Annotated in this window: 23 protein-coding genes; 9 read left to right on the top strand and 14 right to left on the bottom strand. The window is 71.4% G+C overall.

The features are described 5' to 3' along the window. Positions 1-7: 7 nt before the first annotated feature. From ACZ7NC_RS25590 to ACZ7NC_RS25555, 8 genes are all read right to left on the bottom strand, one after another. On the bottom strand, positions 8-1,075 hold the full coding sequence (locus ACZ7NC_RS25590; protein ID WP_471491707.1) for an MCE family protein: 1,068 nt from the start codon (positions 1,073-1,075) through the stop codon (positions 8-10). 5 nt (positions 1,076-1,080) lie between these two features. Beyond that, the gene (locus tag ACZ7NC_RS25585) at positions 1,081-2,118 is read right to left on the bottom strand and encodes an MCE family protein (RefSeq protein ID WP_471491557.1); all 1,038 of its coding nucleotides are present in this window, start codon (positions 2,116-2,118) and stop codon (positions 1,081-1,083) included. Further along, positions 2,115-3,365: an MCE family protein gene (locus ACZ7NC_RS25580; protein ID WP_471491706.1), complete on the bottom strand. Its 1,251-nt coding sequence runs from the start codon at positions 3,363-3,365 to the stop codon at positions 2,115-2,117. The genes ACZ7NC_RS25585 and ACZ7NC_RS25580 overlap by 4 nt, the downstream gene beginning before the upstream one ends. Positions 3,366-3,373: 8 nt before the next feature. Then, a complete protein-coding gene (locus tag ACZ7NC_RS25575; protein WP_471491556.1) occupies positions 3,374-4,177 on the bottom strand; it encodes an MlaE family ABC transporter permease in 804 nt (267 codons plus the stop codon). A 7-nt stretch (positions 4,178-4,184) separates the two neighbouring features. Beyond that, complete coding sequence (locus ACZ7NC_RS25570; protein ID WP_471491555.1) at positions 4,185-4,955, bottom strand: MlaE family ABC transporter permease; 771 nt, start codon at positions 4,953-4,955, stop codon at positions 4,185-4,187. Next, positions 4,952-5,899, bottom strand: coding sequence for an ABC transporter ATP-binding protein (locus ACZ7NC_RS25565; RefSeq protein ID WP_471491553.1), 948 nt, complete (start codon positions 5,897-5,899; stop codon positions 4,952-4,954). Before ACZ7NC_RS25565 ends, ACZ7NC_RS25570 begins: the two co-directional genes overlap by 4 nt. 133 nt (positions 5,900-6,032) lie before the next feature. Further along, positions 6,033-7,076, bottom strand: a complete 1,044-nt coding sequence (locus ACZ7NC_RS25560) for an RNA polymerase sigma factor (protein ID WP_471491551.1) — start codon at positions 7,074-7,076, stop codon at positions 6,033-6,035. Positions 7,077-7,130: 54 nt separating this feature from the next. Further along, positions 7,131-8,168: a lytic transglycosylase domain-containing protein gene (locus ACZ7NC_RS25555; RefSeq protein ID WP_471491704.1), complete on the bottom strand. Its 1,038-nt coding sequence runs from the start codon at positions 8,166-8,168 to the stop codon at positions 7,131-7,133. Between the two features lie 239 nt (positions 8,169-8,407). Between ACZ7NC_RS25555 and ACZ7NC_RS25550 the strand changes: the two genes are divergently transcribed. Next, positions 8,408-9,898, top strand: a complete 1,491-nt coding sequence (locus ACZ7NC_RS25550) for an esterase/lipase family protein (protein WP_471491549.1) — start codon at positions 8,408-8,410, stop codon at positions 9,896-9,898. Between the two features lie 57 nt (positions 9,899-9,955). Here ACZ7NC_RS25550 and ACZ7NC_RS25545 read toward each other — a convergent pair whose 3' ends face one another. After that, positions 9,956-10,309, bottom strand: a complete 354-nt coding sequence (locus ACZ7NC_RS25545) for a MazG-like family protein (RefSeq protein WP_471491547.1) — start codon at positions 10,307-10,309, stop codon at positions 9,956-9,958. Between the two features lie 224 nt (positions 10,310-10,533). After that, on the bottom strand, positions 10,534-11,091 hold the full coding sequence (locus ACZ7NC_RS25540; protein ID WP_471491546.1) for a DoxX family protein: 558 nt from the start codon (positions 11,089-11,091) through the stop codon (positions 10,534-10,536). 133 nt (positions 11,092-11,224) lie between these two features. Between ACZ7NC_RS25540 and ACZ7NC_RS25535 the strand changes: the two genes are divergently transcribed. Further along, positions 11,225-11,551, top strand: coding sequence for a nuclear transport factor 2 family protein (locus ACZ7NC_RS25535; RefSeq protein ID WP_471491545.1), 327 nt, complete (start codon positions 11,225-11,227; stop codon positions 11,549-11,551). A gap of 71 nt (positions 11,552-11,622) precedes the next feature. After that, positions 11,623-12,609: an aldo/keto reductase gene (locus ACZ7NC_RS25530; protein ID WP_471491543.1), complete on the top strand. Its 987-nt coding sequence runs from the start codon at positions 11,623-11,625 to the stop codon at positions 12,607-12,609. Positions 12,610-12,866: 257 nt separating this feature from the next. Here ACZ7NC_RS25530 and ACZ7NC_RS25525 read toward each other — a convergent pair whose 3' ends face one another. Continuing rightward, entirely contained in the window at positions 12,867-13,631 is a 765-nt protein-coding gene (locus ACZ7NC_RS25525) for an SDR family oxidoreductase (RefSeq protein ID WP_471491542.1), read from the bottom strand. A gap of 134 nt (positions 13,632-13,765) precedes the next feature. Between ACZ7NC_RS25525 and ACZ7NC_RS25520 the strand changes: the two genes are divergently transcribed. Continuing rightward, positions 13,766-15,406: an alkaline phosphatase D family protein gene (locus ACZ7NC_RS25520; protein ID WP_471491540.1), complete on the top strand. Its 1,641-nt coding sequence runs from the start codon at positions 13,766-13,768 to the stop codon at positions 15,404-15,406. Here the strand turns inward: ACZ7NC_RS25520 and ACZ7NC_RS25515 are convergent. Continuing rightward, complete coding sequence (locus ACZ7NC_RS25515) at positions 15,393-16,427, bottom strand: Gfo/Idh/MocA family protein (RefSeq protein ID WP_471491539.1); 1,035 nt, start codon at positions 16,425-16,427, stop codon at positions 15,393-15,395. The two genes, ACZ7NC_RS25520 and ACZ7NC_RS25515, sit on opposite strands and share 14 nt — an antisense overlap. 88 nt (positions 16,428-16,515) lie before the next feature. On the opposite strand from ACZ7NC_RS25515, the gene ACZ7NC_RS25510 reads away from it, so the two are divergent. The 5 genes from ACZ7NC_RS25510 to ACZ7NC_RS25490 all read left to right on the top strand — a co-directional run bounded on the left by ACZ7NC_RS25510 (position 16,516) and on the right by ACZ7NC_RS25490 (position 21,849). Then, entirely contained in the window at positions 16,516-17,826 is a 1,311-nt protein-coding gene (locus tag ACZ7NC_RS25510; protein ID WP_471491537.1) for a multidrug effflux MFS transporter, read from the top strand. Then, complete coding sequence (locus ACZ7NC_RS25505) at positions 17,766-18,953, top strand: serine hydrolase domain-containing protein (protein WP_471491536.1); 1,188 nt, start codon at positions 17,766-17,768, stop codon at positions 18,951-18,953. The genes ACZ7NC_RS25510 and ACZ7NC_RS25505 overlap by 61 nt, the downstream gene beginning before the upstream one ends. A gap of 305 nt (positions 18,954-19,258) precedes the next feature. Beyond that, positions 19,259-20,248: a small ribosomal subunit Rsm22 family protein gene (locus ACZ7NC_RS25500; protein WP_471491534.1), complete on the top strand. Its 990-nt coding sequence runs from the start codon at positions 19,259-19,261 to the stop codon at positions 20,246-20,248. A gap of 41 nt (positions 20,249-20,289) precedes the next feature. Further along, positions 20,290-20,946, top strand: a complete 657-nt coding sequence (locus tag ACZ7NC_RS25495) for a TetR/AcrR family transcriptional regulator (protein ID WP_471491532.1) — start codon at positions 20,290-20,292, stop codon at positions 20,944-20,946. Positions 20,947-21,117: 171 nt separating this feature from the next. Next, on the top strand, positions 21,118-21,849 hold the full coding sequence (locus tag ACZ7NC_RS25490) for a bifunctional DNA primase/polymerase (RefSeq protein ID WP_471491530.1): 732 nt from the start codon (positions 21,118-21,120) through the stop codon (positions 21,847-21,849). A 19-nt stretch (positions 21,850-21,868) separates the two neighbouring features. Here the strand turns inward: ACZ7NC_RS25490 and ACZ7NC_RS25485 are convergent, their stop codons facing one another. After that, on the bottom strand, positions 21,869-22,861 hold the full coding sequence (locus ACZ7NC_RS25485; RefSeq protein WP_471491529.1) for an SCO2278 family lipoprotein: 993 nt from the start codon (positions 22,859-22,861) through the stop codon (positions 21,869-21,871). Continuing rightward, positions 22,821-23,693 (bottom strand): iron uptake transporter permease EfeU, encoded by an 873-nt coding sequence (efeU, locus tag ACZ7NC_RS25480; protein ID WP_471491527.1) that lies wholly within the window; start codon positions 23,691-23,693, stop codon positions 22,821-22,823. Before efeU ends, ACZ7NC_RS25485 begins: the two co-directional genes overlap by 41 nt. Between the last annotated feature and the right edge of the window lies 1 nt (position 23,694).

Genomic DNA, 23,694 nt, shown 5'->3' with positions numbered 1-23,694 from the left:
CGGCCGCTCACTGGGCGCCTCCCGTCCGTGGTGCCGGCGGAGCCGCGACCAGGTTCTGGACGTAGGAGTCGAACCAGCGGCCGTTGCCCAGGGTGTTGGTGAAGACCCGCACATAGGGGGCGAGGAGCTGGATGCTCCGGTCCAGGCTGGACTGGTTCCGCTCCAGCATGTCCACCACGCGGTTCAGGCCCTTGAGCGCGGGGCCGATCTCCTTGTCGTTGTCCTGGACGAGGCCGGAGAGCTGGATGCCGAGCGCGGCGGAGCTCTTCAGCAGTTTGTGGATCGCCTCGCGCCGCCTGCTGATCTCCTTGAACAGCTTGTCGCCGTCCTTGACCAGGGCGGTGAAGTCGCCGGAGCGGTCGGCCAGGACGTCTGTGACGCCGTTCGCGTGGTCGAGCAGCTCGCGCAGCGCCTTGTCGCGGGAGGCCACCGTCCGGGAGATCTGGGACAGGCCCTTGATGGACGCCCGTACCTCCGCGGGGGAGTCCTCGAAGGTCGTGGAGATGGTGTCCAGGGCCTTCGCCACGCGGTCGGTGTCGACCTTCTCCGTCGTGGTCGTGAGGTCGCTGAAGGCCTGTACGACGTCGTACGCGGGGACCGTGCGCCGCAGCGGGATCTCGCTGCCGGGTGTCAACTGGCCCCTGCCCTTGGGGTGCAGCGCGAGGTACTTCGCGCCGAGGATCGTCTTGACCCGGATCGACGCGCCGGTCCGCGTACCGAAGCCCGGCTCGCCCTTGATCTTGAAGGTGACCTTGACGTGGTCGCCGTCCAGGTCGACCTCCTCGACCTTGCCGACCTTGACCCCGGCGATCCGCACCTCGTCCCCGGGCTTGAGTCCGCCCGCCTCCGCGAAGGCGGCGCTGTACGTCTCCCCGTCGCCGATCAGCGGAAGGCGGTCGGCGTTGAACGCGGCCGCGGTCAGCAGCGCGAGAACGGTGAGGCCGACCGCGCCGATGAGGACGGGATTCCGCTCGCGGAACGGGCCCAGGTGCGGGCGCCGAAGTCGGGGGAGCCGTATGCGGGGCGGCTCGACTCGCACCTTGAACAGCGGCTCCGGGCGCTTTTTGCGCCTCATGCGCCTCATGCCCCACACCTCGCCCTCGCCACATGCATTTCGGGCGTGAGCACCTGCTGCGACTTCGACTTCGTCGCCGGCAGCACGATCCGGCCGTCGAAGTCGCACAGGTAGAAGTTGAACCACGAGCCGTAGGACGCCGTCCCCGTCAGCTCGCCCAGCTTGTTCGGCAGCCGCTTCAGGACGCCCTCCACGGTCTTCTCGTTGTCGTTCAGCGTTCCGGTGAGCTCGGTCAGCTCGGCGATGTCGTCCTTCAGCGGCGGACGCGCGTCCTTGAGCAGCCCCGAGGTGGCCTCCGTCAGATCGCCGATGTTCACCAGCGACTGCCCGATGGGCTTGCGGTCGGCGGACAGGCCCGAGATCACCCGCCGCAGTTGCTTGAGGAGCCCCCAGAAGCGGGCACCCCGCTTGTCCAGCGTCTCCAGCACGGTGTTGAGGTTGTCGATCACCGAGCCGATCAGCTTGTCGCGGCCGGCCAGTGTCGAGGTGAGCGACGCCGTGTGTGTGAGCAGGCTGTTGACCGTGCCGCCCTCGCCCTGGAGGGTCCTGATGATCTCGGTGGCCAACTGGTTGACGTCGTTCGGGCTGAGCGCGGCGAACAGCGGCTTGAAGCCGTTCAGCAGGGCGTTGAGGTCCAGCGCCGGCTGTGTGCGGGACAGCGGGATCGTCGCGCCGGGGCGCAGCCGGGTGGTGCCGTCGCCCGTGCCCTCGGTGAGCGCGACGTACCGCTGCCCGACCAGGTTGCGGTACCGGATGACCGCGGCCGTGCCGGCGAGCAGCGGCCGGTTCTGGCTGACCGTGAAGGTGACCTCGGCCAGCGTCCGGTCCTTGATCCGGATGCCCTCCACCTCGCCGACCCGCACCCCGGCCACCCGGATGTCGTCGCCCTCCTCGAGGCCGGTGACGTCGCTGAAGACGGCCCGGTACCGGTGCTCGGGAGTGAAGGAGATGTTCACGATGGTGGCGGCCAGCAGTGCCGTCGCCAGGACCGTCACCAGCGCGAAGAGGCTGAACTTGATGAGGGGAGCCGCAGTCTGCCTCATGCCACACTCACCGCCGTCCCACGCGCCAACGGCCCGAACAGCAGCGTCGTGACCGGCGGCACCTCGTCGGCGGGCACGCCCAGGACCGGGGCCGTGAGCGAGCCGATCGCACGCTGCTCGGCGGCGGTGCCGGAGACGCCGAGTGGGCCGCCAGAGCCGCCTGACTTCGAACCGTCGTTGAGGTGAGCCCCGGGCGCCGGCACCGGAGGATGCGGCAGATCACGGCAGTCGGGCCCCGACCGCTCGCCGTAACGCGGTTCCTCACCCGGCTCGTACGCCCCCTGCGGCCGTACGACCTCCAGCGTGATGTGCATCTTCCCGCCCCGGAACGCCTCCTCCGAGGCCTTCTCCTGCCGGACCAGACCGGCCAGCACACACGGGTACTCGGGGGAGTAGCGGGCGAACAGCTCCAGTGTCGGGCGCGAGACCTGGCCGAGGGTGATCAGCCGGTCGCCGTTCACGGAGAGGAAGTCCTCCGCCGTGCCCGCGACGGTCGTCGTGGTCTTCAACGCAGCCGCCAATCGGTCCTTCTGGTCGACGATCGTGCGGCTGGTGGTGACGCTGTTGCGCAGGATCTCCATCAGGTCGGGTGCCGCGTCGCCGTAGATCTCGGCGACCTCGGCGAAGCGGGCGATGTCCTCGGTGAGGGACGGCAGATGGGGGTTGAGGCGGCGCAGGTAGGCCTCCAGGCGGGTGAGGTTGTCGCCGATGCGGTCGCCGCGGCCCTCCAGGGCGGTGGCGAAGGCGGAGAGAGTGGCGTTGAGCTTGCCGGGCTGGACGGTTCGCAGCAGGGGCAGCAGGTCGTTCATCAGCTGCTGCAACTCGATGCCGACACGGGTGCGGTCCTGGGTGATGACGTCGCCGGCGCGGATCGGGCGAGCCGACGAGGGCGCGGCGCCCTCGGGCGGCACCAGGTCGACGTACTTCTCGCCGAACAGCGTCTTGGGCAGCAGCCGCGCGTGCACATCGGACGGGATGTACGCGACATGCTCCGGCTTGAGCGCGATGTCGAGCCGCGCCTTCGTCCCGTCCGCGTGCACCTCGCGGACTTCACCCACCAGCAGCCCGCGCAGCTTGACGTCGGCCCGCGGATCGAGCTGGTTGCCGAGGCTGTCCGCCTCCAGCGTGATCCGCACGACCGGCGTGAACGCTTGCCGGTAGTCGGCGACCGACAGTGACAGCAGCAGTGCGAGTACGGCGATGAAGACGATGCCGTACAACCGCAGTCTCAGCACGCGCACCCGCATCGGGCGGCTCACCCCGCTATCCGTACGGTCGTGCTGGCGCCCCAGATCGCGAGCGACAGGAAGAAGTCCAGGACGTTGATCGTCACGATCGAGGTCCGCACCGCACGGCCCACCGCCACGCCGACGCCCGCCGGGCCGCCGCTCGCGTAGTAGCCGTAGAAGCAGTGCACCAGGATGATCAGCACGGCGAAGACGAGCACCTTGCCGAAGGACCACAGCACGTCGACCGGTGGCAGGTACTGCTGGAAGTAGTGGTCGTAGGTGCCGGCCGACTGCCCGTAGTAGCCGGTGGTGATGGTGCGGGCGGCGAGGTAGGAGGACAGCAGGCCGATCACGTACAGCGGGATCACCGCCACGAATCCGGCGATCATCCGCGTCGTCACCAGGAACGGCAGCGAGGGCACGCCCATGACTTCGAGCGCGTCGGTCTCCTCGCTGATCCGCATCGCGCCGAGCTGTGCCGTGAACCCGGCGCCGACGGTCGCGGACAGCGCGAGCCCGGCCACCAGTGGGGCGATCTCGCGGGTGTTGAAGTACGCCGAGAGGAACGCCACGAAGTTGGAGGTGCCGAGCTGGTTGAGGGCCGCGTAGCCCTGGAGGCCGACCTCCGTACCGGTGAAGAAGGACAGGAACGCGATCACGCCGACCGTGCCGCCGACCACGGCGAGCGCGCCCCGGCCGAAGCTCACCTCGGCCAGCAGCCGCAGGATCTCCTTCTTGTAGCGGCGCAGGGTGCGGCCGGTCCAGGCCAATGAGCGGCCGTAGAAGGCGAGTTGGGAGCCGAGCTCCTCCAAGCGGTGCAACAGAGCCACAGTTCACTCACCCCCTCTGCGGGACGACCTGGAAGTACACCGCGGTCATCACGAAGTTGGTCACGAACAGCAACATGAAGGTGATCACCACCGACTGGTTCACCGCGTCGCCCACGCCCTTCGGGCCGCCCTTCGCGGTCAGCCCCTTGTACGAGGCGACGATCCCGGCGATCGCGCCGAAGACGAGTGCCTTGACCTCGGCCGCCCACAGATCGGAGAGCTGGGCGAGGGTGGTGAAGGAGGCGAGGTAGGCGCCCGGAGTGCCGTTCTGGAGGACGACGTTGAAGAAATAGCCGCCCGCCACTCCCACCACCGACACCAGGCCGTTGAGCAGCACCGCCACCAGCATCGACGCCAGCACGCGGGGGACGACCAGCCGGTGGATGGGGTCGATGCCCAGCACCTGCATCGCGTCGATCTCGTCGCGGATCTTGCGCGCCCCCAGGTCGGCGCAGATCGCCGTGCCGCCGGCGCCCGCGATCAGCAGCGCGGTGACGATCGGCGAGGCCTCGCGGAGCACGGCGAGCACGGAGGCGGCACCGGAGAAGGACTGGGCGCCGAGCTGCCGGGTCAGGCTGCCGATCTGCAGCGCGATGACCGCGCCGAAGGGGATGGAGACCAGGGCCGTCGGCAGGATCGTCACGCTCGCCACGAACCACGCCTGCTGGATGAACTCCCTTGCCTGGAACGGCCGTCGGGGGACGGTCCGGACGACGTCCAGCGCCATCGCGAACAGGCTCCCCGAGTGCCGCAGCGCCCCGACCGGTGACAGGCTCATGCGCCGGTCACCGCCTTCTGGCGCACCGCGGCCTCGCGCCGGGCGATGGCCTCCCAGCGGGGCGGCCGGGGGATACCCGGGCCCGGCAGCAGGCGGGGAGTCAGTGCCTGACTGCCGGGAGACCGGGTGGATTTGTCGCCGTCGCCGAGGGCGGCGAGCTCCTGCTCGACCTGCGCGGCGTCCTTCTCCTCCGCCATGCCGATCGGGCCCTGCATGCGGCCGTTCAGGAACTGCCGTACCACCGGCTCGTCGCTGGTCAGCAGCTCCTCGCGCGGCCCGAACAGCACCAGCTCGCGGCGGAACAACAGCCCGATGTTGTCCGGTACCTGGCGGGCCGAGGCGATGTCGTGCGTGACGATCAGGAAGGTCGCGTCGATCTGGGCGTTGAGGTCGACGATGAGCTGGTTGAGGTAGGCCACGCGGACCGGGTCGAGGCCCGAGTCGGGCTCGTCGAAGAGGATGATCTCCGGGTCGAGGACGAGGGCCCGGGCCAGTCCTGCGCGCTTGCGCATCCCGCCCGAAATCTCGCCGGGCAGCTTCCCCTCGGCGCCGATCAGCCCGACCATGTCCATCTTCTCCAGCACGATGCGCCGGATCTCGCTCTCGGACTTACGGGTGTGCTCGCGCAGCGGGAAGGCGATGTTGTCGTACAGGTTCATCGAGCCGAACAGCGCGCCGTCCTGGAACAGTACGCCGAAGAGCTTCCGCACCTCGTACAGGTCGTGCTCGCGGAGCCTGGTGATGTCCCGGCCCTGGATCGTGATCGAGCCACGCTCCGGCTTGAGCAGTCCGACGAGCGTCTTGAGGAACACCGACTTGCCCGTGCCCGAGGGGCCGAGCAGGACCGATACCTCCCCGGCGGGCAGGGTCAGCGAGACGTCCTGCCAGATGACCTGGTGACCGAAGGACTTGGTCAGCCCTTCCACACAGATCTCGACACCCATTCGGTCCGCCCTTCAGCCGTGGAGCAGCTCTGACATCTGCTCTACGGGGAGGGAGCGGGCGTCCGTCGCCGAGGTGGCGGATTTTTTTCGGGCGGGTTTCGGGTGGCTACGGGAGGGGGCTCAGGTTTCCGGTCTACGGAAGGGGGCTCAGGTCGGCGGACGGAAGCGGGGCGGACGGTACGGCGGGCGCCTCGGACAGCTCGGGCAGCTCAGGGGAGACCGAGATGTCCGGTATATCCGGTACGTCCGGCGTTGCCAGCACCGGCAGTGGCGACACCGAGACCGCTGGCACCGGCACTTCCGGAACCTCTGGTACTTCCGGTACGTCCGGCACTTCCGGCAACGACGGAACGGACAACTGCCGGACCGCTTCCTCCGACGGCGACCCGGCCACGGCCGCCCCCCGCTCGGCCGCCGTGGGACGGTTCCCCCGGGGAGTACTGCCCCCAGCGCTGCCGTCCGGCCGCAACGCCTCCCCACTCGGCGAGGTGACGGCGGTCCGCGGAGCCGTACCGCTGCCGCCCTCGCTCCCGCCCGCGTCGAGGGCGTACGGCAGCACGAACCCCGCCACCGCCAGTGTCGCCGCCGTCGAAGCCACCGCCGCGGCCTGCACCTTGCCACCGCCGCGCGGCCGCCCCCACCCGATGAGGAACAGGGCGAACCCGAGCGTGGCGGCCAGCGACTGCCGCAGCGTCCGCCGGGCCCGGGCCAGCAGCGACTCGACGGTCCGGTAGCTCAGCCCCATCCGTACGGCGACCTGGCCGACGTCGAGGTCCTCCGACCTCAGCCGCAGCGCCTCGGCCTGGCGCTCGGGCAGCTCGCCGCTGCGCACCGCCAGCCATTTCGCCTCGGCCCGGTCGCACACGGCCTCCTCGACGGGCACGGGACCCGGCGGGGCGAGGGTGGGGCTGGTGCGGACCTCGGCCTCGCGGTTGACCTGCCGGTAGCGGTCGACGCAGAGCCGCATCGTGACTGTCGTGAGCCACGCCGCGAGCCGCTCGTCGTCCAGCTCGGGGCGCTCGGCGGCGCGCAGCATCGCCTCGTGCACCGCGTCCTCGGCGTCCTCCGTACTCATCGACCTGCGCCGGGCCACCTTGAGCAACTGCTCGCGGTGGCTCCACATGCGCTGCCAACGGTCGTCGGAGGCTTCCATCTCCGCGGGTGTGTCCGTCGCCATGAGGGCCCCTTCGCGCTCATCCACCGGTGACGTTCCGACCGGCGGGGCGCGACATTACCGCCCGGTATCGGCGGCTGTGGAGGGGGCGGAGGGCATCGATTCCGCGCTGTTACTGGTCAGCGGGCCGTCGCCGGGGAGCAGATCGTCATCGGGGACCTCGATGTCCGGTGCGGGCAGGGGGAGTTGCGGCTGCTGTGTCTCCTCGGGGCCGGCGGCCGGACGGGACGGGGCGGGGTCCGGCGAGGCGGGGGGCGAGGGCGGACGGGACGCGGTGGCGCTCGGAGGGGCCGTCGGTGTCCGTGCCGATGGCGGTCTCGGTGAGGCACCCTTCGGCTTCGAGGCCGGGCGGGAGGACTCGCCGCGGCCGTCCGGGGAGCCGGTGGAGCTGTCCGGCACCACCCGGTGCCCTTCCAGGAAGTACGCGTACCAGGCCCTGACCGTGCGCAGATAGGCCGCCGAGTGGTTGTAGCCGAGGATCGCACGGTCGAGGTCGGCCGGGTCGGACAGATCCCGCCCGCCCGCGCACAGATAGCGCCCGGCGGCGAGCGCCGCGTCGTACACGTTGTTCGGATCCATACGACCGTCACCGTTGCCGTCCGCGCCCCAGCGGGCCCAGGTCGACGGGATGAACTGCATCGGCCCGACCGCGCGGTCGTACACCGGGTCCCCGTCGTGGGCGCCGCCGTCGGTGTCCCGGATCAGCGCGAAGGCCACGCCGTCCAGCCGGGGCCCGAGGATCGGTGGCACGGCCGTACCGTCGACGGTCACCCGCCCGCCCCGCGCCTGCCCGGACTCCACCTGGCCGATCGCCGCCAGCAACTGCCACCGCAGCCGGCAGCCGGGCGCCTCACGCGAGAGCCGCCCCTCCGCTCGCCGGTAGGCGGCGAACACGCTCGCGGGCAGCACGCCGCCCACCTCCGCCGGGGCCCCGCCGCCCTCCCGCTTCCCGGTCCGTAGCGGCGGCAGCTGGGTGCGGTACGGGGTGCCGCCGGACACGCCGGCTCCGTGCTCGGCGGATGCGTTCCCCGGCGCCGCCGCCGAGCGCCGCACCGGGACCGCCCCCGGCGCCTGCGACGCGGTCAACGCCACCATCGCCGCGACGGCGGCCGCCGTACCCTTGGCGGCTCTGACTCCTTGCCCTGTCACGCTCTGTTCCCCTCCCCGCAGACGTCTATCCGTCGTCTGCTCTACGGGGCGGGGCGGCGCGTCCGTCGCGCGGTTTCCGCGAACGCACGGTCCGGGCTGTCACCGTTCTGGCCTATTCCTGGAGGCCGTGCCTCCGGGTTTCCTCTACTCAGGAGGAGAGGACCCAGGCCCTATGGAGGCAAGCCGTGGACGAAACTCCCAAACTTCCCCTCGTCTACGTCCGCGGCTTCGCCGGCGGAACGCGGGGCATCGACAAGGCCGTGGACGACCCCTTCCTCGGCTTCAACGAGGGCTCCACCCACGTCCGCGTAGGCGCGCACAACCAGCCGCTCTTCCATCAGTTCGAGAGCCCGCTGCTGCGTCTGCTGCGGGAGGAGGGCTACGAACTCCTCGTGAAGGGGAGCCAGGAGTCCTATCTCGCCGAGCACGCGGAGATCCCCGCCAACACCATCTGGATCCACCGTTTCTACGACCGCTCGGCCACCACCTGGGGCGGCAGCCCCCAGGAGTACCGGCCGGAGAACGCCGCCGCCGACCTGCTCGACCTCATCGACCGGCTGCGCGAGAAGACCGGCGCGCCCGGCGTGATCCTCGTGGCCCACTCCATGGGCGGACTCATCTGCCGGTGCCTGCTGCAGAAGGTGCTGCCCGACCGGGGGCGCGCCGCCGCCGACTGCGTGGCGAAGTTCTTCACCTACGGCACCCCGCACGGCGGCATCGCCTTCGAGGCCGGTGGCGGGTGGCTGGAGCGGATCCGGGACACCCTCGGCATCCAGGGCGCGGACATCTTCGGGCCCGGGCGGATGTACGAGTACCTCACTCCGCAGGCCGAGCTGGACCCGGACGGCCCGCCCAGGGACTGGGACGCCCGCGTGATGCCCCAGGGGCCGGGGACGCTGCCCGTCGAGCGGGTCTTCTGCCTGGTGGGCACCGATCCGGCCGACTACGACGTCGCCTTCGGGCTGTCCGCGGCGGCCGTCGGACCGCACAGCGACGGGCTTGTGCAGATCGAGCGGGCCTATGTGCCGGGCGCCCACCGGGCCTTCGTGCACCGCAGCCACAGCGGGCGCTACGGCATGGTGAACTCCGAGGAGGGCTACCAGAACCTGCGGCGCTTCCTCTTCGGGGACACCCGGATCGAGGCGTCGCTGGTCGACTACCGGCCGCCGGGCGACGAGGACGTCGTATGGCAGGCCGAGGCGCGGCTGTCGGTGCGCGGGCTGCCCGTGGTGATGCACGAGCGGCTCGCGGCCCACTGGTGCCCCATCCAGCTCGACGGGCGGGAGCCGTCGGTGTCGCTGGCCACCACCTTCCTCAACAGCGGCCTGCGGGTCGCCACGGACGAACCCATGCGGTTCATCCTCGAACTGCGGCTCATCTCCCTGCGTGAGCGGCGCGGCATCCTGCGCCTCGGCGACCACCTGGAGCAGACCGCCGACTTCGCCGACACCCTCGTCATCGACGTCGGCACACCGGAGGCCGGACCCGGCATCTGGGCCACCTGGAACTCGGAGATCGAGGGCGCCATCCGCGACCACAGCGTCGTCGGCGCGCCCCGTGCCGACGAGGACCCCGCCCCCGGCCGCTGGGTCGCCCACATCCCGCTGCCCGGCACCGCCGCCCCGCTCGTCGGCGCCGACGCGAGGATCCGGCTCGTCGCCACGCCCTGGGCCTGAGGGGGGAGCGCAGCGAGTCGTACGGGGACGGTCCGGTCGCCTGCACACCCCCCGCCCCTAAGGGGCCGCGGAGTCCAAGGATCGCTTCGTCACGCGCTCCAGATGCCCGTTGAACACCTCGCGCGCATCCGGCGTCAGCGTCCGCAGGGCGACCAGTGCCGTGATCACCACGTCGCACAGCTCGCCCTGCACGTCCTCCCAGGTGTGGGTGACGCCCTTGCGCGGGTTCTGGCCGGTCGCCCCGATCACCGCCTCGGCGACCTCGCCGACCTCCTCCGACAGCTTCAGCATGCGCAGCAGCATGCCTTCCCTGCCGTCGATCGGCTGGTCGGTGTCGAGCCAGGTCCACAGGGCGTCGACGGCTGTCCACAGGTCGGCGGAGGTCTCGGGCGGCGTGGCCTGTTCGGTCATGCGGGCAGCTTGGCACAGCGCCCGCAACCCCTCCGCACAAGGCCGCCGACTCCTCGCGCAAGGCCGCCGGCTCCTCGCGCAAGGCCGCCGGCTCCTCGCGCAAGGCCGCCGGCTCCTCGCGCAAGGCCGCCGGCTCCTCGCGCAAGGCCGCCCACTCCTCGCGCAAGGTCGCGCAAGGCCGCCGACTCCTCGCGCAAGGCCGCCCACTCCTCGCCCAAGCCCGCCTACTCCTCGAACAACGGCTCCTGCCCGTCGAGCTGGTCACTCTTCTCCGGCCGGTCCAGCCTCCGTTGCCGCGCCCCCACCACCAGCGCCGTCGCCGCGGCCGTGACCGCCAGCGCCGTGGGCACCATCCAGCCTCGGTCGAAGACATGGCCGAGCGCGTGGTCGAGGGAGAGCCGGCCGGGGCCCGCGATGGCGAGGCCGGTCGCGGCGAGGCCGAGGGTCGCCGCGTGCTCGTAGCCGCCCTCCTGGTTGAAGAAGCCGTTCGGGGCGTGCACCGCGGCCGCTCCCGCCATCCCGCCGGCCGCCGCCGCACCGGCCGCGGGAGTGGCCAGCCCCAGCGCCAGCAGCGTCCCGCCACCGGCCTCCGCGAGACCCGCCGCCGTCGCGCTCGCCTTGCCCGGCACATAGCCGACCGACTCCATGAACTTGCCGGTCCCCTCGATGCCATGCCCGCCGAACCAGCCGAACAGCTTCTGTGTGCCGTGCGCGACCAGCACCCCGCCGGCACCCAGCCGGAGCAGCAGCAGGCCCAGATCATGTCGGTTGTAAGCACTCACGGCGACTCCCGGAACAGACAGCAGGAACAGGACCCCACCCGCGTATCCACCGTCGCATCCACGACACCTACCCGGCCTCCAGTCGCGGCCGTTCGGGTGGCGGGCCGTCAGGGCCGGTGTGAGGCTGGCCGGTATGAGGATTCAGACGTCCAAACTGAGCGACCCCGCCGTCCGCGCCTTCGTCACCGCCGTCAACGCCCACGACCGCGAGGGCTTCCTGAGCATCCTCGCGCCCGGCGCGACCATGGCGGACGACGGCAACGACCGTGACCTCGCCGACTGGATCGACCGGGAGATCTTCTCCTCCAACGGTCACATGGAGGTCGACAACGAGTCGAACAACGGACGCGACCTCCTCGCCAGCTACCGCAACGACACCTACGGCGAGATGCGGACCCGCTGGCACTTCGAGGTCGAGGAGGACGGCAGGATCTCCCGCTTCGAGACCGGTCAGGCGTAACCGCTTTCGGGAGTTCGGTTCCGCCCGGGCGCTTGCCCTCGCGTGCGCTCCAACTCCTAACGTCCCACCTCATGGAGACCAAGAGGACTTTGGGACGGACGGGCATCGCTGTAAGCGCTCTCGGCTTCGGCTGCTGGGCCATCGGCGGTGAGTGGCAGTCCGTGGACGGGCAGCCCCTCGGCTGGGGCAAGGTCGACGACGAGGAGTCGGTACGGGCGATCCGGCGCGCCCTCGATCTGGGCGTCACCTTCTTCGACACCGCCGACACCTACGGCGCAGGACACAGCGAACGCGTCCTGGGCCGCGCCCTCGGCAAGCGCCGCGCCGATGTCGTCGTCGCCACCAAGTGGGGCAACGTCTTCGACGAGGAGACCCGCACCCTCACCGGCGCCGACGACTCGCCGGAGTACGCCCGCCGCGCGCTGACCGCCTCGCTGAAGCGCCTGGACACCGACCACATCGACCTCTACCAGCTGCATCTGTCCGACGCCGACCCGCAGCGTGCCGCCGAACTGCGTGACGTCTGCGAGGAGTTCGTGCGCGAGGGGCTCATCCGCGCCTACGCCTGGAGCACCGACGACCCGGCCCGGGCCGCCGTCTTCGCGCGGGGAGAGCACTGCGCGGCCGTCCAGCACATGGCCAATGTGCTCCAGGACGCGCCGGAGATGTTCGCGCTGTGCGAGGAGCTGGGCCTGGCGAGCATCAACCGCAGCCCGCTGGCCATGGGCCTGCTGACCGGCAGGCGCAGGTCCGGGCAGGCCCTGGAGGCCGGGGACATCCGCAGCCGGCCGCCCGGGTGGCTGAAGGGCTTCGAGGACGGATCCGGCGCCGACCCGCGCTGGCTCGCCCGTGTCGACGCCCTGCGGGACGTCCTCACCAGTGACGGCCGTACGCCCGGCCAGGGCGCCCTCGCCTGGCTGTGGGCCCGCAGCCCGCGCACCGTGCCGATCCCGGGGTTCCGTTCCGTCGCGCAGGCCGAGCAGAACGCGGGCGCGCTGGAGAAGGGGGCGCTCAGCGCCGGGCAACTGAGCGAGGTCGACCGGATCCTCGGGCGTTGACCGCCGGCGTACGAACTGCACGGCAGCCGTTCCACGCACCGGTGCGTACCTCGCGGTCCCACGCGAGGTCCACCCCCACCCGGTGTCATGGAACGGCTGCCGTCCCCCCTTGGTGTGGCCTGCGGAAGCTTCCTACTCCATATGTGAAGCTCTGGTGCAGGAGATGTTGAGCATAAGTCGCCCACCGGCTCCGATATACCGGAATTCAATATTCCGATTGTGCAAGTTGTGGAGACCGTGAGAGCGCCGACCGGTCGTCAGCCGCGCCCGACGTAGGGCATCGCGGTCGCCAGTACGGTCGCGAACTGCACGTTCGCCGCCAGCGGCAGCTCCGCCATGTGCCGCACCGTCCGCGCCACGTCGGCCACGTCCATCACGGGCTCGGGCCGCACCGAGCCGTCGGCCTGAAGGGCACCCGTCTGCATCCGCGCGGTCATGTCGGTCGCCGCGTTGCCGATGTCGATCTGGCCGACGGCGATGTCGTACGGCCGTCCGTCCAGCGACAGCGCCTTGGTCAGGCCGGTCAGCGCGTGCTTGGTCGCCGTGTAGGCCACCGAGTGCGGGCGGGGTGTGTGCGCGGAGATCGAGCCGTTGTTGATGATCCGGCCGCCGCGCGGGTCCTGCTCCTTCATCTGCCGGTACGCCGCCTGCGCGCACAGGAACGCCCCGTTGAGGTTGGTGTCCACCACATGCCGCCAGGCGTCGTACGCCAGCTCCTCCACCGGCACCCCGCCAGGACCGAACGTCCCCGCGTTGTTGAACAGCAGGTCTACCCGCCCGAACCGCTCCACGGTGACGGCGAACAGCGCGGTCACGTCCTCCTGCCGTGACACGTCGGTCCGTACGGCGAGAGCGGCGCCCTCGGGCACCAGTCCCGCCGTCTCCTCCAGCGTCTCGGCGCGTCGCCCCGCCAGCGCCACCGACCAGCCCGCGCGCAGCAGTTCCACCGCGACCGCCCGGCCGATACCGGAGCCGGCGCCGGTCACCACCGCGATCCTCGTGTCCGTTTGCCTGTCATTCATGGGGCCGCAGCGTAGGCGACGGTCCGCCATTCGGAACTCATCTGTCTGCCATCCGGGTGTTGTGTACGCGCCAAGCGAGTGTCGTCCCCGGCCACTCCAATGCCTCATGCATCCATCAGTCAGGGGAGGACCGGATGACCATCACGACAGACCCGCCCCAGCACAGCCCCGAAATGCGCGCGGCCGCCCGCCACATCGGCCGCCGCCGCTTCCTGACCGTCACCGGCGCGGCCGCCGCGCTCGCCTTCTCCGTGAACCTGCCGACGGCGGGCGTCGCGGGCGCCGCCGAGCTCGACGCCCGCCGGATCACCGACAACCCGTTCACCCTCGGCATCGCCTCCGGCGACCCGCTGCCCGACTCCGTGCTGCTGTGGACCCGCCTCGCCCCCGCCCCCTACCAGCCCGACAGCGGACTGCCCGCCCAGACGGTCACCGTGCACTGGGAGCTGGCGCACGACGAGGCGTTCAGCAGGATCGCCAGACGTGGCGCCGCCATCGCGTACCCCGAGTTCCACCACACGGTCCACGTCGAGGTCGGCAGCCTCGAAGCGGACCGCGTCTACTACTACCGCTTCCGCACCGGCACCTGGATCAGCGAGACGGGCCGCACCCGCACCGCCCCCGCGACGAACGCCGCCGCGAGCTCCCTGACCCTCGCCGCCGTCTCCTGCCAGGCCTACACCGACGGCTACTACACGCCGTACCGCCATCTCGCGCAGGACGACGTGGACGTCGTCTTCCACCTCGGCGACTACCTGTACGAGTACGCGGTCAACTCCGTCGGCGGCTACCGCAACTACACCGACCGCACCCTGCCCGCCCTCTTCAACCGCGAGACGGTGACCCTGGAGGACTACCGGCTGCGCTACGCCCTGTTCAAGTCCGACCCCGACCTCATGGCCGCGCACGCCGCGCACCCGTTCGTCGTCACCTGGGACGACCACGAGACCGAGAACAACTACGCCGACGACATCCCGGAGAACAGCGTCCCGCCGGAGGAGTTCCTGCTGCGCCGGGCCTCCGCGTACCGCGCCTACTGGGAGAACCAGCCCCTGCGCCTGCCGCAGCGGCCCGTCGGCCCCGACATGCAGCTCTACCGGCGGCTGCACTGGGGCCGGCTCGCCCAGTTCGATGTGCTCGACACCCGGCAGTACCGCTCCAACCAGGCCTACGGCGACGGCTCCCAGATCCCCGGCCCGGACGTCGACGACCCGGCACGCACGATGACCGGCGCGACGCAGGAGCGCTGGCTGCTCGACGGCTGGCGCGACTCGGCGGCGCTGTGGAACGTCGTACCGCAGCAGGTCACCTTCGCCCAGCGCAAGTTCGACCTCACCGAGCCGTCACGGGTGTCCATGGACGCCTGGGACGGCTACCGCGCCTCCCGCCGCCGGGTCCTGGACGGTGCCAAGGCCGCCGGCGTCGAGAACCTGATGGTGCTCACCGGTGACGTCCACGTCGGCTACGGCTTCGACATCAAGGACGACTTCGACGACCAGGCCTCCGCCACGCTCGGCACGGAGATCGTGGCCACCTCGATCGCCAGCGGCCGGGACGGCGTCGACAAGCCCGCCAACTGGGACACGTACATGCAGGCCAACCCGCACATGCGCTTCTACAACGGGCGGCGCGGCTACGTGACCGTCGCGCTGGGGCAGCAGCAGGCGCGGGCCGACTTCAAGACGGTGCCGTACGTGACCACGCCCGGGGCGCCGGTCTCCACGGCCGCGTCCTTCGTCACGCAGGTGGGGGAGCAGGGGCTCAAGCCGGCGTGAGCTCGGGCGCGCGGTCCTCTTCGGGGGCCTCGCCCGGGTAGCGGACGCCGACGCGGTCACGGATCGCGTCGAGCGTCCGCATCACGGCGAGCGTGCCCGCCAGCGGAACGAGCGGCGACTCTCTCTCGCCGGCGCGCAGGGCCCGCATCACCTCGGCGGCCTCGTGGCGCAGGCTGTTGCGCGGCCCGTCCGCCGGGTCGGCCGTGAACTCCTCGGGGTCACGGCCGTCCCGGTGCAGCACGAAGCGGTCCGGGAAGAAGAAGCCGTTCGGCACGTCGATACGGCCGCCCGAGCCGGTCACGGACGCGGAGGTCGCCGTACCGCCGACGATGGAGCAGTGCAGCGAGGCGAGGGCGCCGCTGTCCCAGGAGAGCAGGGCTCCCGTCTGCAGATCGACGCCCTCGGCGGACAGCGTCGCGCGTGCCGCGACGTCCGACGGTTCGCCGAGCAGCAGTTGGGCGAAGGAGACCGGATAGACGCCGAGGTCCAGCAGCGCGCCGCCGCCCTGCGCCGGGTCGCGGAGGCGATGCGAGGGCGGGAAGGGGCCCGCCAGCCCGAAGTCGGCCTGGACATGGCGCACTTCGCCGATCGCGCCGCCGTCCACCAGGGCCTTGAGCCGACGGACCAGCGGGTTGCAGTACATCCACATCGCCTCCATCAGGAAGCTCCCGTGCGCCTTCGCCAGCGCGACCAGTTCCCGGGCCTCGTGCGCGTTCAGCGTGAACGCCTTCTCGCACAGCACGTTCCGCCCGGCCTCCAGGCACAGCCCGGCGGCCTCGCGGTGTGCCGAGTGCGGGGTGGCGACGTACACGACATCGATGTCCTCGTCCTCGGCGAGCGCGTTCCAGTCGCCGTACGCCCGGGGGATCCCGAACCGCTCGGCGAACGCGTCGGCCGACTCCTGCTTCCGCGAGGCCACGGCCACCACGTCGGCGTCGGGCAGATCGACGAGATCCGCGGTGAACGCGGCGGCGATCCCGCCGGTCGCCAGAATCCCCCACCGCACGCTCTGCTCGGCCATCGCGGCCCCCGCCCCTCGCTCATGTGACCCTCGGCACTCTGTACGAGCTGAGAGCATAGGGGCGGATCACTCGAAGAGGGAGGGGCACATGGGCGACCGTGGGGGGCCGGCACCGGACGTGTCGCAGTCGGCCATACCGAAGACGGACCGACCGCCCGCCCGAACCCTGCGGAGCACCGGCCTCCTCGTCACCTTCATCCTCGGCGGTCTGACGGCCACGCCCCCGCTGGCGATGGACATGTACCTCCCGGCGCTCCCCGAGGTCACCGGCTCCCTGCACGCGCCCGCCGCGACCGTCCAGCTCACGCTCACCGCCTGCCTGGCCGGCATGGCGCTCGGGCAGCTGGTGGTCGGCCCGATGAGCGACCGCTGGGGCCGCAGGCGCCCGCTGCTTGCGGGCCTCGCGGTCTACGTCGTGGCCACGGCGCTCTGCGCGCTGGCACCCACGGTCGAGTTCCTGGTCGGCTTCCGGCTGGCGCAGGGCCTCGCGGGCGCGGCGGCGATCGTGATCGCGCGGGCGGTCGTTCGCGACCTCCACGACGGCGTGGCCATGGCCCGCTTCTTCTCGACCCTGATGCTGATATCCGGGGTCGCCCCGATCGTGGCGCCGCTCATCGGCGGTCAGATCCTGCGGGTGACGGACTGGCGGGGCGTGTTCGTCGTGCTCACGGTGGTCGGGGTGCTGTTGGCATGTCTCGTCTGGCGGAAGCTCCCGGAGACCCTCCCGCCGCAGGACCGGCACGCCGGCGGGGTGGGCGAGGCCCTGCGCGCCATGCGCGGTCTGCTCGCCGACGCCGCCTTCGCCGGCTACACACTGGCCGGCGGGTTCGCCTTCGCCGCCCTCTTCGCCTACATATCGGCGTCGCCCTTCGTGATTCAGGAGATCTACGGGGCCTCGCCGCAGACCTTCAGCCTGCTGTTCGGGCTCAACTCGGTCGGCCTGGTGGCGGTCGGCCAGATCAACGGCAAGATCCTGGTGGGGCGGGTGAGTCTGGACCGGGTGCTGGGCGTGGGGCTGTCCGTGGTGATCCTGTCCGCGACGGCGCTGCTGCTGATGTCGGTCGGTGTCTTCGGCGAGGTCGGACTGGTGCCGGTGGCCGCCGCGCTCTTCGTCCTGATGTCCGCGATGGGCGTCACGCTCCCCAACACCCAGGCCCTCGCCCTCCAGCGCACCAAGCACGCCGCCGGGTCCGCCTCCGCGCTCCTCGGTACGACCTCCTTCCTCATCGGCGCCGTCGCGTCGCCCCTCGTGGGCATCGCCGGGGAGGACACGGCGTTCCCGATGGCCGTCGTCCAACTGGCCGCAGCACTGGTGGCGCTGGCCTGCTTCATGGGAATGTGCCGTCCTTGGAACAGACGTGCGGATGGACGTGCGGGTGTGGAGGGAGCGGAGAGCTGAGCGCGCCGAGACTGCGCCGGGACACGCCCGAAAGGGCCGGACTCGACCCCGACGAGATCCAGGAGCTCGTCCGCGAGGTCCACGCCCCCACCACCGGTCCCCGTCCCTGGGCGGCCGGGGCGGTGCTGATCGTCGGGCGGGGGCCGTATCTCGCCGTCGAGGAGGCGGTGGGCTGGGCGGTGCGATACGCGGCCTACGACGAGAAGAGGGAATCAGGCGTCGAACTCCCGCCCGACTCCCGCGTCCCGATGACCACGTCGACCCCCTTCGACCTGGCCTCCCTCACCAAGCTCTTCACCTCGGTTGCGGCGGTGCAGCAGATCGAGCGCGGCACGCTGGGCATCGACGCGCGGGTCGGGGCGTATCTGCCGGACTTCCGCGCGGCCGTGGTTCACGACATCACCGTGCGCCAGCTGCTGACGCACACCTCCGGGCTGCGGCCCGAACTCCCGCTGTACGACTGCGCGGACGACGGGGAGCGGCTGGAGATGCTCCGCGCGGAGCCGCCGATCGGCGTCCCCGGCACCTACTGCTACTCGGACCTGAACATGCTGCTGCTCCAGCATGTGCTGGAACGCATCACCGGCCGTACGCTCGACGTCCTGATCCACGAGGGCATCACGCGTCCGCTGGGCATGACCGCGACCCACTTCGGGCCCTGCCCAGGGGCGGCGGCGACCGAGGACCAACGGCGGCCCTGGGCCAAGGCGGAGCGCGGCATGCTGCGGGGCGTCGTCCACGACGAGAACGCCTGGGCGCTGGGCGGGGTGGCGGGTCATGCGGGTCTCTTCTCCACGGGCCACGACCTGGCGGTCTTCTGCCGGGCCCTGCTCTCGGGCGGCGCGTACGGGCCCGCCCGCATCCTGGGCCCCGACTTCGTGGAACTGCTGCTCACCCCGCCCGGCCTCGGCTTCGCGGTCGACCAGCCGTGGTTCATGGGGGAGCTGGCGGGGCGGGGGGCGGCCGGGCATACGGGGTTCACGGGGACGTCGTTGGTGGTGGATCCGGTGACGGACACGTTTGTGGTGCTGCTGGCGAACACGGTGCATCCCCGGCGGCGGGGGGCGGACAGCGGGCCCCGGGCGAGGGCGGGGACGAGGGTGGCTCGGGCGGTGCGGGGCCGGTAGCGGCACGGAAGTTGTCTCGCCCCCGCCGCCCCATCCCTGGGGGCTGCCGCCCCCAGACCCCCGTTTCGGCCCTGAAGGGGCCTCGTCCTCAAACGCCGGACGGGCTGGATATCCGGACCGGCGTCGAAAACGGCGGGCGGGCCGAAAATCAGCCCCTCCGGCGTTTGAGGAGCGGGGGTCCAGGGGGCGGAGCCCCCTGGCGGGGTCGAAGGGGCGGAGCCCCTGGGGGATGGGACGGGTAGGGGCGGCGGGGGCGAGAAAGGACAAGGCCGCGCCCCGCGCCGAGGCACTCGTAGAATCGCCGGGTGAACGCCCCCGTCCCCCCGTCCGCCGAGACGCTGCGCACCGCCCTCGCCACGCTCCTCGACGGCCTCCCACCCCGCCAGGCCGCCCAGGCCGTCGACCGGCTGATCGCCAGCTACCGCGGAGCCACCCCCACCCACGCCCCCATCCTCCGCGACCGCGCCGACGTGGCCGCCTACGCCGCCTACCGCATGCCCGCCACCTTCGAGGCCGTCCACTCGGCCCTGGAGGCGTTCGCACAGACCGTTCCGGACTGGGCCCCCACCAGCCACACCGACGTGGGCGGCGGAACCGGCGCCGCCACCTGGGCCGTCAGCGCCACCTGGCCCGGCGAGCGCGGCGTCACCGTGCTGGACTGGGCCGAGCCCGCCCTCGCGGCCGGCAAGGAGATCGCCGAGGCCAACCCGGCGCTGAAGAAGGCCCGTTGGCAGCGCGCCCGGATCGGGTCCGCCCTCACCCTGGAGCCCACGGACCTGGTCACCGTCTCCTACGTCCTCAACGAACTCACCGCCCCCGACCGCACCGCCCTCCTCGGCACGATCGCGTCCGCCGCCCGGTCGGCCGTGGTGATCGTCGAACCCGGCACCCCGGACGGCTACACCCGAGTCATCGAGGCCCGCGACCACCTCATCGGCGCCGGCTTCCGCGTCGCCGCCCCCTGCCCGCACAGCGCCGCCTGCCCCATCGTCCCCGGCACGGACTGGTGCCACTTCTCGGCGAGGGTCAGCCGCTCCTCCCTCCACCGCCAGATCAAGGGCGGCTCCCTGCCCTACGAGGACGAGAAGTTCGCGTACGTCGCCGCCACCCGCCTCCCGGCGACCCCGGCCCCCGCCCGCGTCGTACGCAAACCCCAGATCCGCAAGGGCCAGGTACTCCTCGACCTCTGCGAGACCGAACCCTCCCTGCGCCGCACCACGATCACCAAGCGGCACGGCGATCTCTACAAGTCGGCCCGCGACACGGACTGGGGCGACGCCTGGCCGCCGCGGTAGCGGCGAGACGCTCCGTCTTGTCAGCCTGATAAATTCGAGCCATGGCAGCCCAAGAGTCCGACCGGAAGCCCGAGCCGAAGTCCGTCCCGCCCGCGGCCGGCTCCACCCGCCGCAGCGAGAGGTCCCGGCGGGCCATCTACGACGCCGCTCTCGCCCTCGTCGTGGAGATCGGCTACCCCAGGACCACCATCGAGGGCATCGCCGCCCGTGCCGGAGTCGGCAAGCAGACGATCTACCGGTGGTGGTCGTCCAAGGCCGAGGTGCTGATGGAGGCGTTCCTCGATCTCGGGGAGCAGTCCGCCGAGACCGTGGGCCACGAGCCGTACGCCATCCCGGACACCGGAGACATCGCCGCCGACCTGAAGCTCGTGCTGCGCGCCACCGTCGACGAGCTGAGGGACCCCCGCTTCGAGGCCCCGTCCCGCGCGCTGGCCGCCGAGGGCGTGGTCAACGAGCAGCTCGGGCGGGAGTTCATGGCCAAGCTCCTCGAACCCTCGCTCCAGCTCTACGTCGACCGGCTGCGCTCCGCGCAGGAGGCCGGGGGGGTGCGCCCGGACATCGACCCGCGCATCGCGCTGGAACTCTTCGTGTCGCCGCTCGCCCAGCGCTGGCTGCAGTACACGGGACCGATCTCGTACGAGTACACCGACACCCTCGTCGACTACGCCCTCCACGGTCTCGCGCCCCGCACAAAGTAGGCAGGCGCTCACGGTAGGTCCGTAAATCCCGTCAAAACGGTCCATTACCCCTGATCGCGGGCTGTGTGCACCTCGCCCCACCTGGCCCGGTTGTCCGCTACGGCCCCCCGGGGCGCACGATGGTGGGACCATAGGGCATGCTGTTTGCACGACAGCGAGGCGAGGGGATAGATGAGCGCGGAGTTGGGCGGCCGGACCGGACTACAGGGCAAACTCTCCCAGTGGCTGCGCGGACGCCGCCCGAAGGAGACCGCCGACGACGGCGGCCGGGAGGCCCTGCTGCTCGCCGCCGCCGAGGCCGGGCTGCCCCTCGCGCCCGCCGCGCACCCGGCCGGCTACCGATGCTCCTGTGACCGGGTCGGCTGTCCCACCCCGGCCCGGCACCCGGTGTCCTTCGCCTGGCAGACGCAGTCCACCACCGACCGCGCCCAGATCGAGCGCTGGGCCCGCCACCAGCCCCAGGCCAACTTCATCACCGCCACCGGCATGGTGCACGACGTCCTGGACGTGCCGATCGAGGCCGGGCGCGAGGCGCTGGAGCGACTGCTCGACGCGGGCATCGAGGTCGGGCCCGTCGCCGAGAGCGACGACGGCCGGTTGCTGTTCTTCACCCTCACCCGCGGCACCCCCGAGGACGAGGACGAGTGGTGGCCCTGCGAGCTGGACTGCCACCCGGAGACCGCGGACGAGCACCCGGGGCTGCGCTGGCACTGCCGGGGGTCGTACGTCCTCGTACCGCCCGCGCGGCTGCCCGGCGAGGGGCAGGGAGTGCACTGGGTTCGTGGCCCGGAGCATCCGCTGCCCGACCCGCTGAGCCTGCTGGAGGTCCTCACCGACACCGGCGCCCGCCACGCCGGCGCGGAGCCGGACCACGTCTCCACGGCCTGGCCCCTGCGCCACTGAGTCGACCTCGCGCGGCGGGCTACTCGCCCTTCGCCGACGTCATGCCCTGGATCCGGCCGAGGACGTCCACCTTCCCGGAGCCCTTCGGAACCAGGGCCGCCTCGTTGGAGACGAACTCCAGCGTCAGCGACTGCTTGATCTCGCCCTCCGTCAGCGCGAGGACGCCCTTGTTCGGGGTCGGCACGGAGATGCCGCTGTGGGCCGTCTCCTTCTGGTAGTGGCGCGTGGTGAAGAACACCAGCGCGCCGCCGTCCGTGGTGCGCAGCGCCAGCGGCGCGTAGTCGCCGTTCGTCAGCGGCTCGTCGATGTACTGCCGTACCAGGCCGGGCTTGACGGAGTCCTCCGCCCGGTCCGTGCGCCAACCGCTGGTGTTGCCGCCCGCGGCGAAGACGTCCCCGCCGCTCTTCAGGTACGTCGCGTAGTCCTTGCTCAAGTCCTCGGGCGGCACGGCCAGTTCGGTCGAGTTCGCGGGCACGTCCTCGGCCCAGCCGTCCCTGTCGGTCTTGAACTTCGGTACGTCGTCCGGGGTCAGCAGCGTCAGATACGCCGCCTCCCACGGCTCGTCCAGGCCGCTGCGGGTGAACACGAAGATCCAGCGCGCCTTGCCGCCCTTGTTGGCGGCCGCGTCGGCCACGAACCAGCGCGGCCAGCCCGCCTTCTTCGGGATCGTGAACTTGGCGTCCGACAGCTGCAGCGGGGTGTGCGCCGCGTTGCCCTCGGGGCTGACCGCCTTGCCGGCCTTCAGCCGCGCCGCGTCGATGTCGCCGAGGGCGCCGGTGACATGGTCGGCGTCGAGGGAGCTGTCGTACGCCTTGTCCGCCTTGTTGTACGCGGCGGTGAACTCTTCGAGCGCCTTGGCGGCCTCCGCCTTGGTGGCCGAGGGGAGCACTTCCTTCTCCCCGTGGACCACCACGCATCCGCTCGCCGTCAACGACAAAGCCGTCACCGAGGCAGCTATCAGTGCGCTCCGGTCAAGCCTGCGGAGCCTTCGAGGGCCGCGTTCCCTGCTCATCAGGTCCCTTCACCTTCCCCTTCCCGGAGGCGAACCCTACCGGTGCGAGGAACAGCGCGAGCGTCGGGATCAGGTACAGCAGCCACACCGTGACCTGGAGGACGGTCGGGTCCGGCTGGAAGTTGAAGACGCCCTTCAGCAGGGTGCCGTACCAACTGGAGGGATCGATGGTGTCGCTGATGTCGAACGCCTTGTTGCTCAGCCCCGGCAGCCAGCGCGCCTCCTGCAGATCGTGGAAGCCGTACGCCAGCACGCCCGCCGCCACGACGACCAGCATGCCGCCGGTCCAGGTGAAGAACTTGGCGAGGTTGATGCGCAGCGCACCCCGGTAGAAGAGCCAGCCCAGCAGGACCGCCGTGGCGATGCCGAGGGCGGCACCGATCAGCGGGCGCGGGGTGCCGTCACCGGCCGCGCGCACCGACGCCCACACGAACAGGGCGGTCTCCAGGCCCTCCCGGCCGACCGCCAGGAACGCGGTCGCGACCAGTGCGCCCGTGCCCATCCGCAGGGCCGCGTCCAGCTTGCCGTGCAGTTCGGCCTTCAGATGCCGGGCGGTGCGCCGCATCCAGAACACCATCCACGTCACCAGGCCCACCGCGATGAGCGACAGGGTGCCGCCGAGCGCCTCCTGCGCCTCGAACGTCAGCTCCTGCGAGCCGAATTCGAGGGCGCAGCCGAAGCCGAGCGCGAGGGCGAGGGCGACACCGATGCCGATCCAGATGGGCTTCAGCGCGTCCCTGCGGCCGGTCTTCACCAGGTAGGCGATGAGGATGCAGACGACGAGGCTGGCCTCCAGCCCCTCGCGCAGACCGATCAGATAGTTGGAGAACACG

The sequence above is a fragment of the Streptomyces sp. NPDC111802 genome, assembly GCF_055634335.1.
The sequence above is the reverse complement of the archived record's forward strand: the minus strand, read 5'-3'. Positions and strand labels throughout refer to the sequence as shown.

Coding starts and splice junctions, on each gene's coding strand:
- ACZ7NC_RS25590 (WP_471491707.1), bottom strand. CDS start 1,075: ATGAGGCGCAAAAAGCGCCCGGAGCCGCTGTTCAAGGTGCGAGTCGAG.
- ACZ7NC_RS25585 (WP_471491557.1), bottom strand. CDS start 2,118: ATGAGGCAGACTGCGGCTCCCCTCATCAAGTTCAGCCTCTTCGCGCTG.
- ACZ7NC_RS25580 (WP_471491706.1), bottom strand. CDS start 3,365: ATGCGGGTGCGCGTGCTGAGACTGCGGTTGTACGGCATCGTCTTCATC.
- ACZ7NC_RS25570 (WP_471491555.1), bottom strand. CDS start 4,955: ATGAGCCTGTCACCGGTCGGGGCGCTGCGGCACTCGGGGAGCCTGTTC.
- ACZ7NC_RS25565 (WP_471491553.1), bottom strand. CDS start 5,899: ATGGGTGTCGAGATCTGTGTGGAAGGGCTGACCAAGTCCTTCGGTCAC.
- ACZ7NC_RS25560 (WP_471491551.1), bottom strand. CDS start 7,076: ATGGCGACGGACACACCCGCGGAGATGGAAGCCTCCGACGACCGTTGG.
- ACZ7NC_RS25555 (WP_471491704.1), bottom strand. CDS start 8,168: ATGGTGGCGTTGACCGCGTCGCAGGCGCCGGGGGCGGTCCCGGTGCGG.
- ACZ7NC_RS25545 (WP_471491547.1), bottom strand. CDS start 10,309: ATGACCGAACAGGCCACGCCGCCCGAGACCTCCGCCGACCTGTGGACA.
- ACZ7NC_RS25535 (WP_471491545.1), top strand. CDS start 11,225: ATGAGGATTCAGACGTCCAAACTGAGCGACCCCGCCGTCCGCGCCTTC.
- ACZ7NC_RS25530 (WP_471491543.1), top strand. CDS start 11,623: ATGGAGACCAAGAGGACTTTGGGACGGACGGGCATCGCTGTAAGCGCT.
- ACZ7NC_RS25525 (WP_471491542.1), bottom strand. CDS start 13,631: ATGAATGACAGGCAAACGGACACGAGGATCGCGGTGGTGACCGGCGCC.
- ACZ7NC_RS25520 (WP_471491540.1), top strand. CDS start 13,766: ATGACCATCACGACAGACCCGCCCCAGCACAGCCCCGAAATGCGCGCG.
- ACZ7NC_RS25515 (WP_471491539.1), bottom strand. CDS start 16,427: ATGGCCGAGCAGAGCGTGCGGTGGGGGATTCTGGCGACCGGCGGGATC.
- ACZ7NC_RS25510 (WP_471491537.1), top strand. CDS start 16,516: ATGGGCGACCGTGGGGGGCCGGCACCGGACGTGTCGCAGTCGGCCATA.
- ACZ7NC_RS25495 (WP_471491532.1), top strand. CDS start 20,290: ATGGCAGCCCAAGAGTCCGACCGGAAGCCCGAGCCGAAGTCCGTCCCG.
- ACZ7NC_RS25490 (WP_471491530.1), top strand. CDS start 21,118: ATGAGCGCGGAGTTGGGCGGCCGGACCGGACTACAGGGCAAACTCTCC.
- ACZ7NC_RS25485 (WP_471491529.1), bottom strand. CDS start 22,861: ATGAGCAGGGAACGCGGCCCTCGAAGGCTCCGCAGGCTTGACCGGAGC.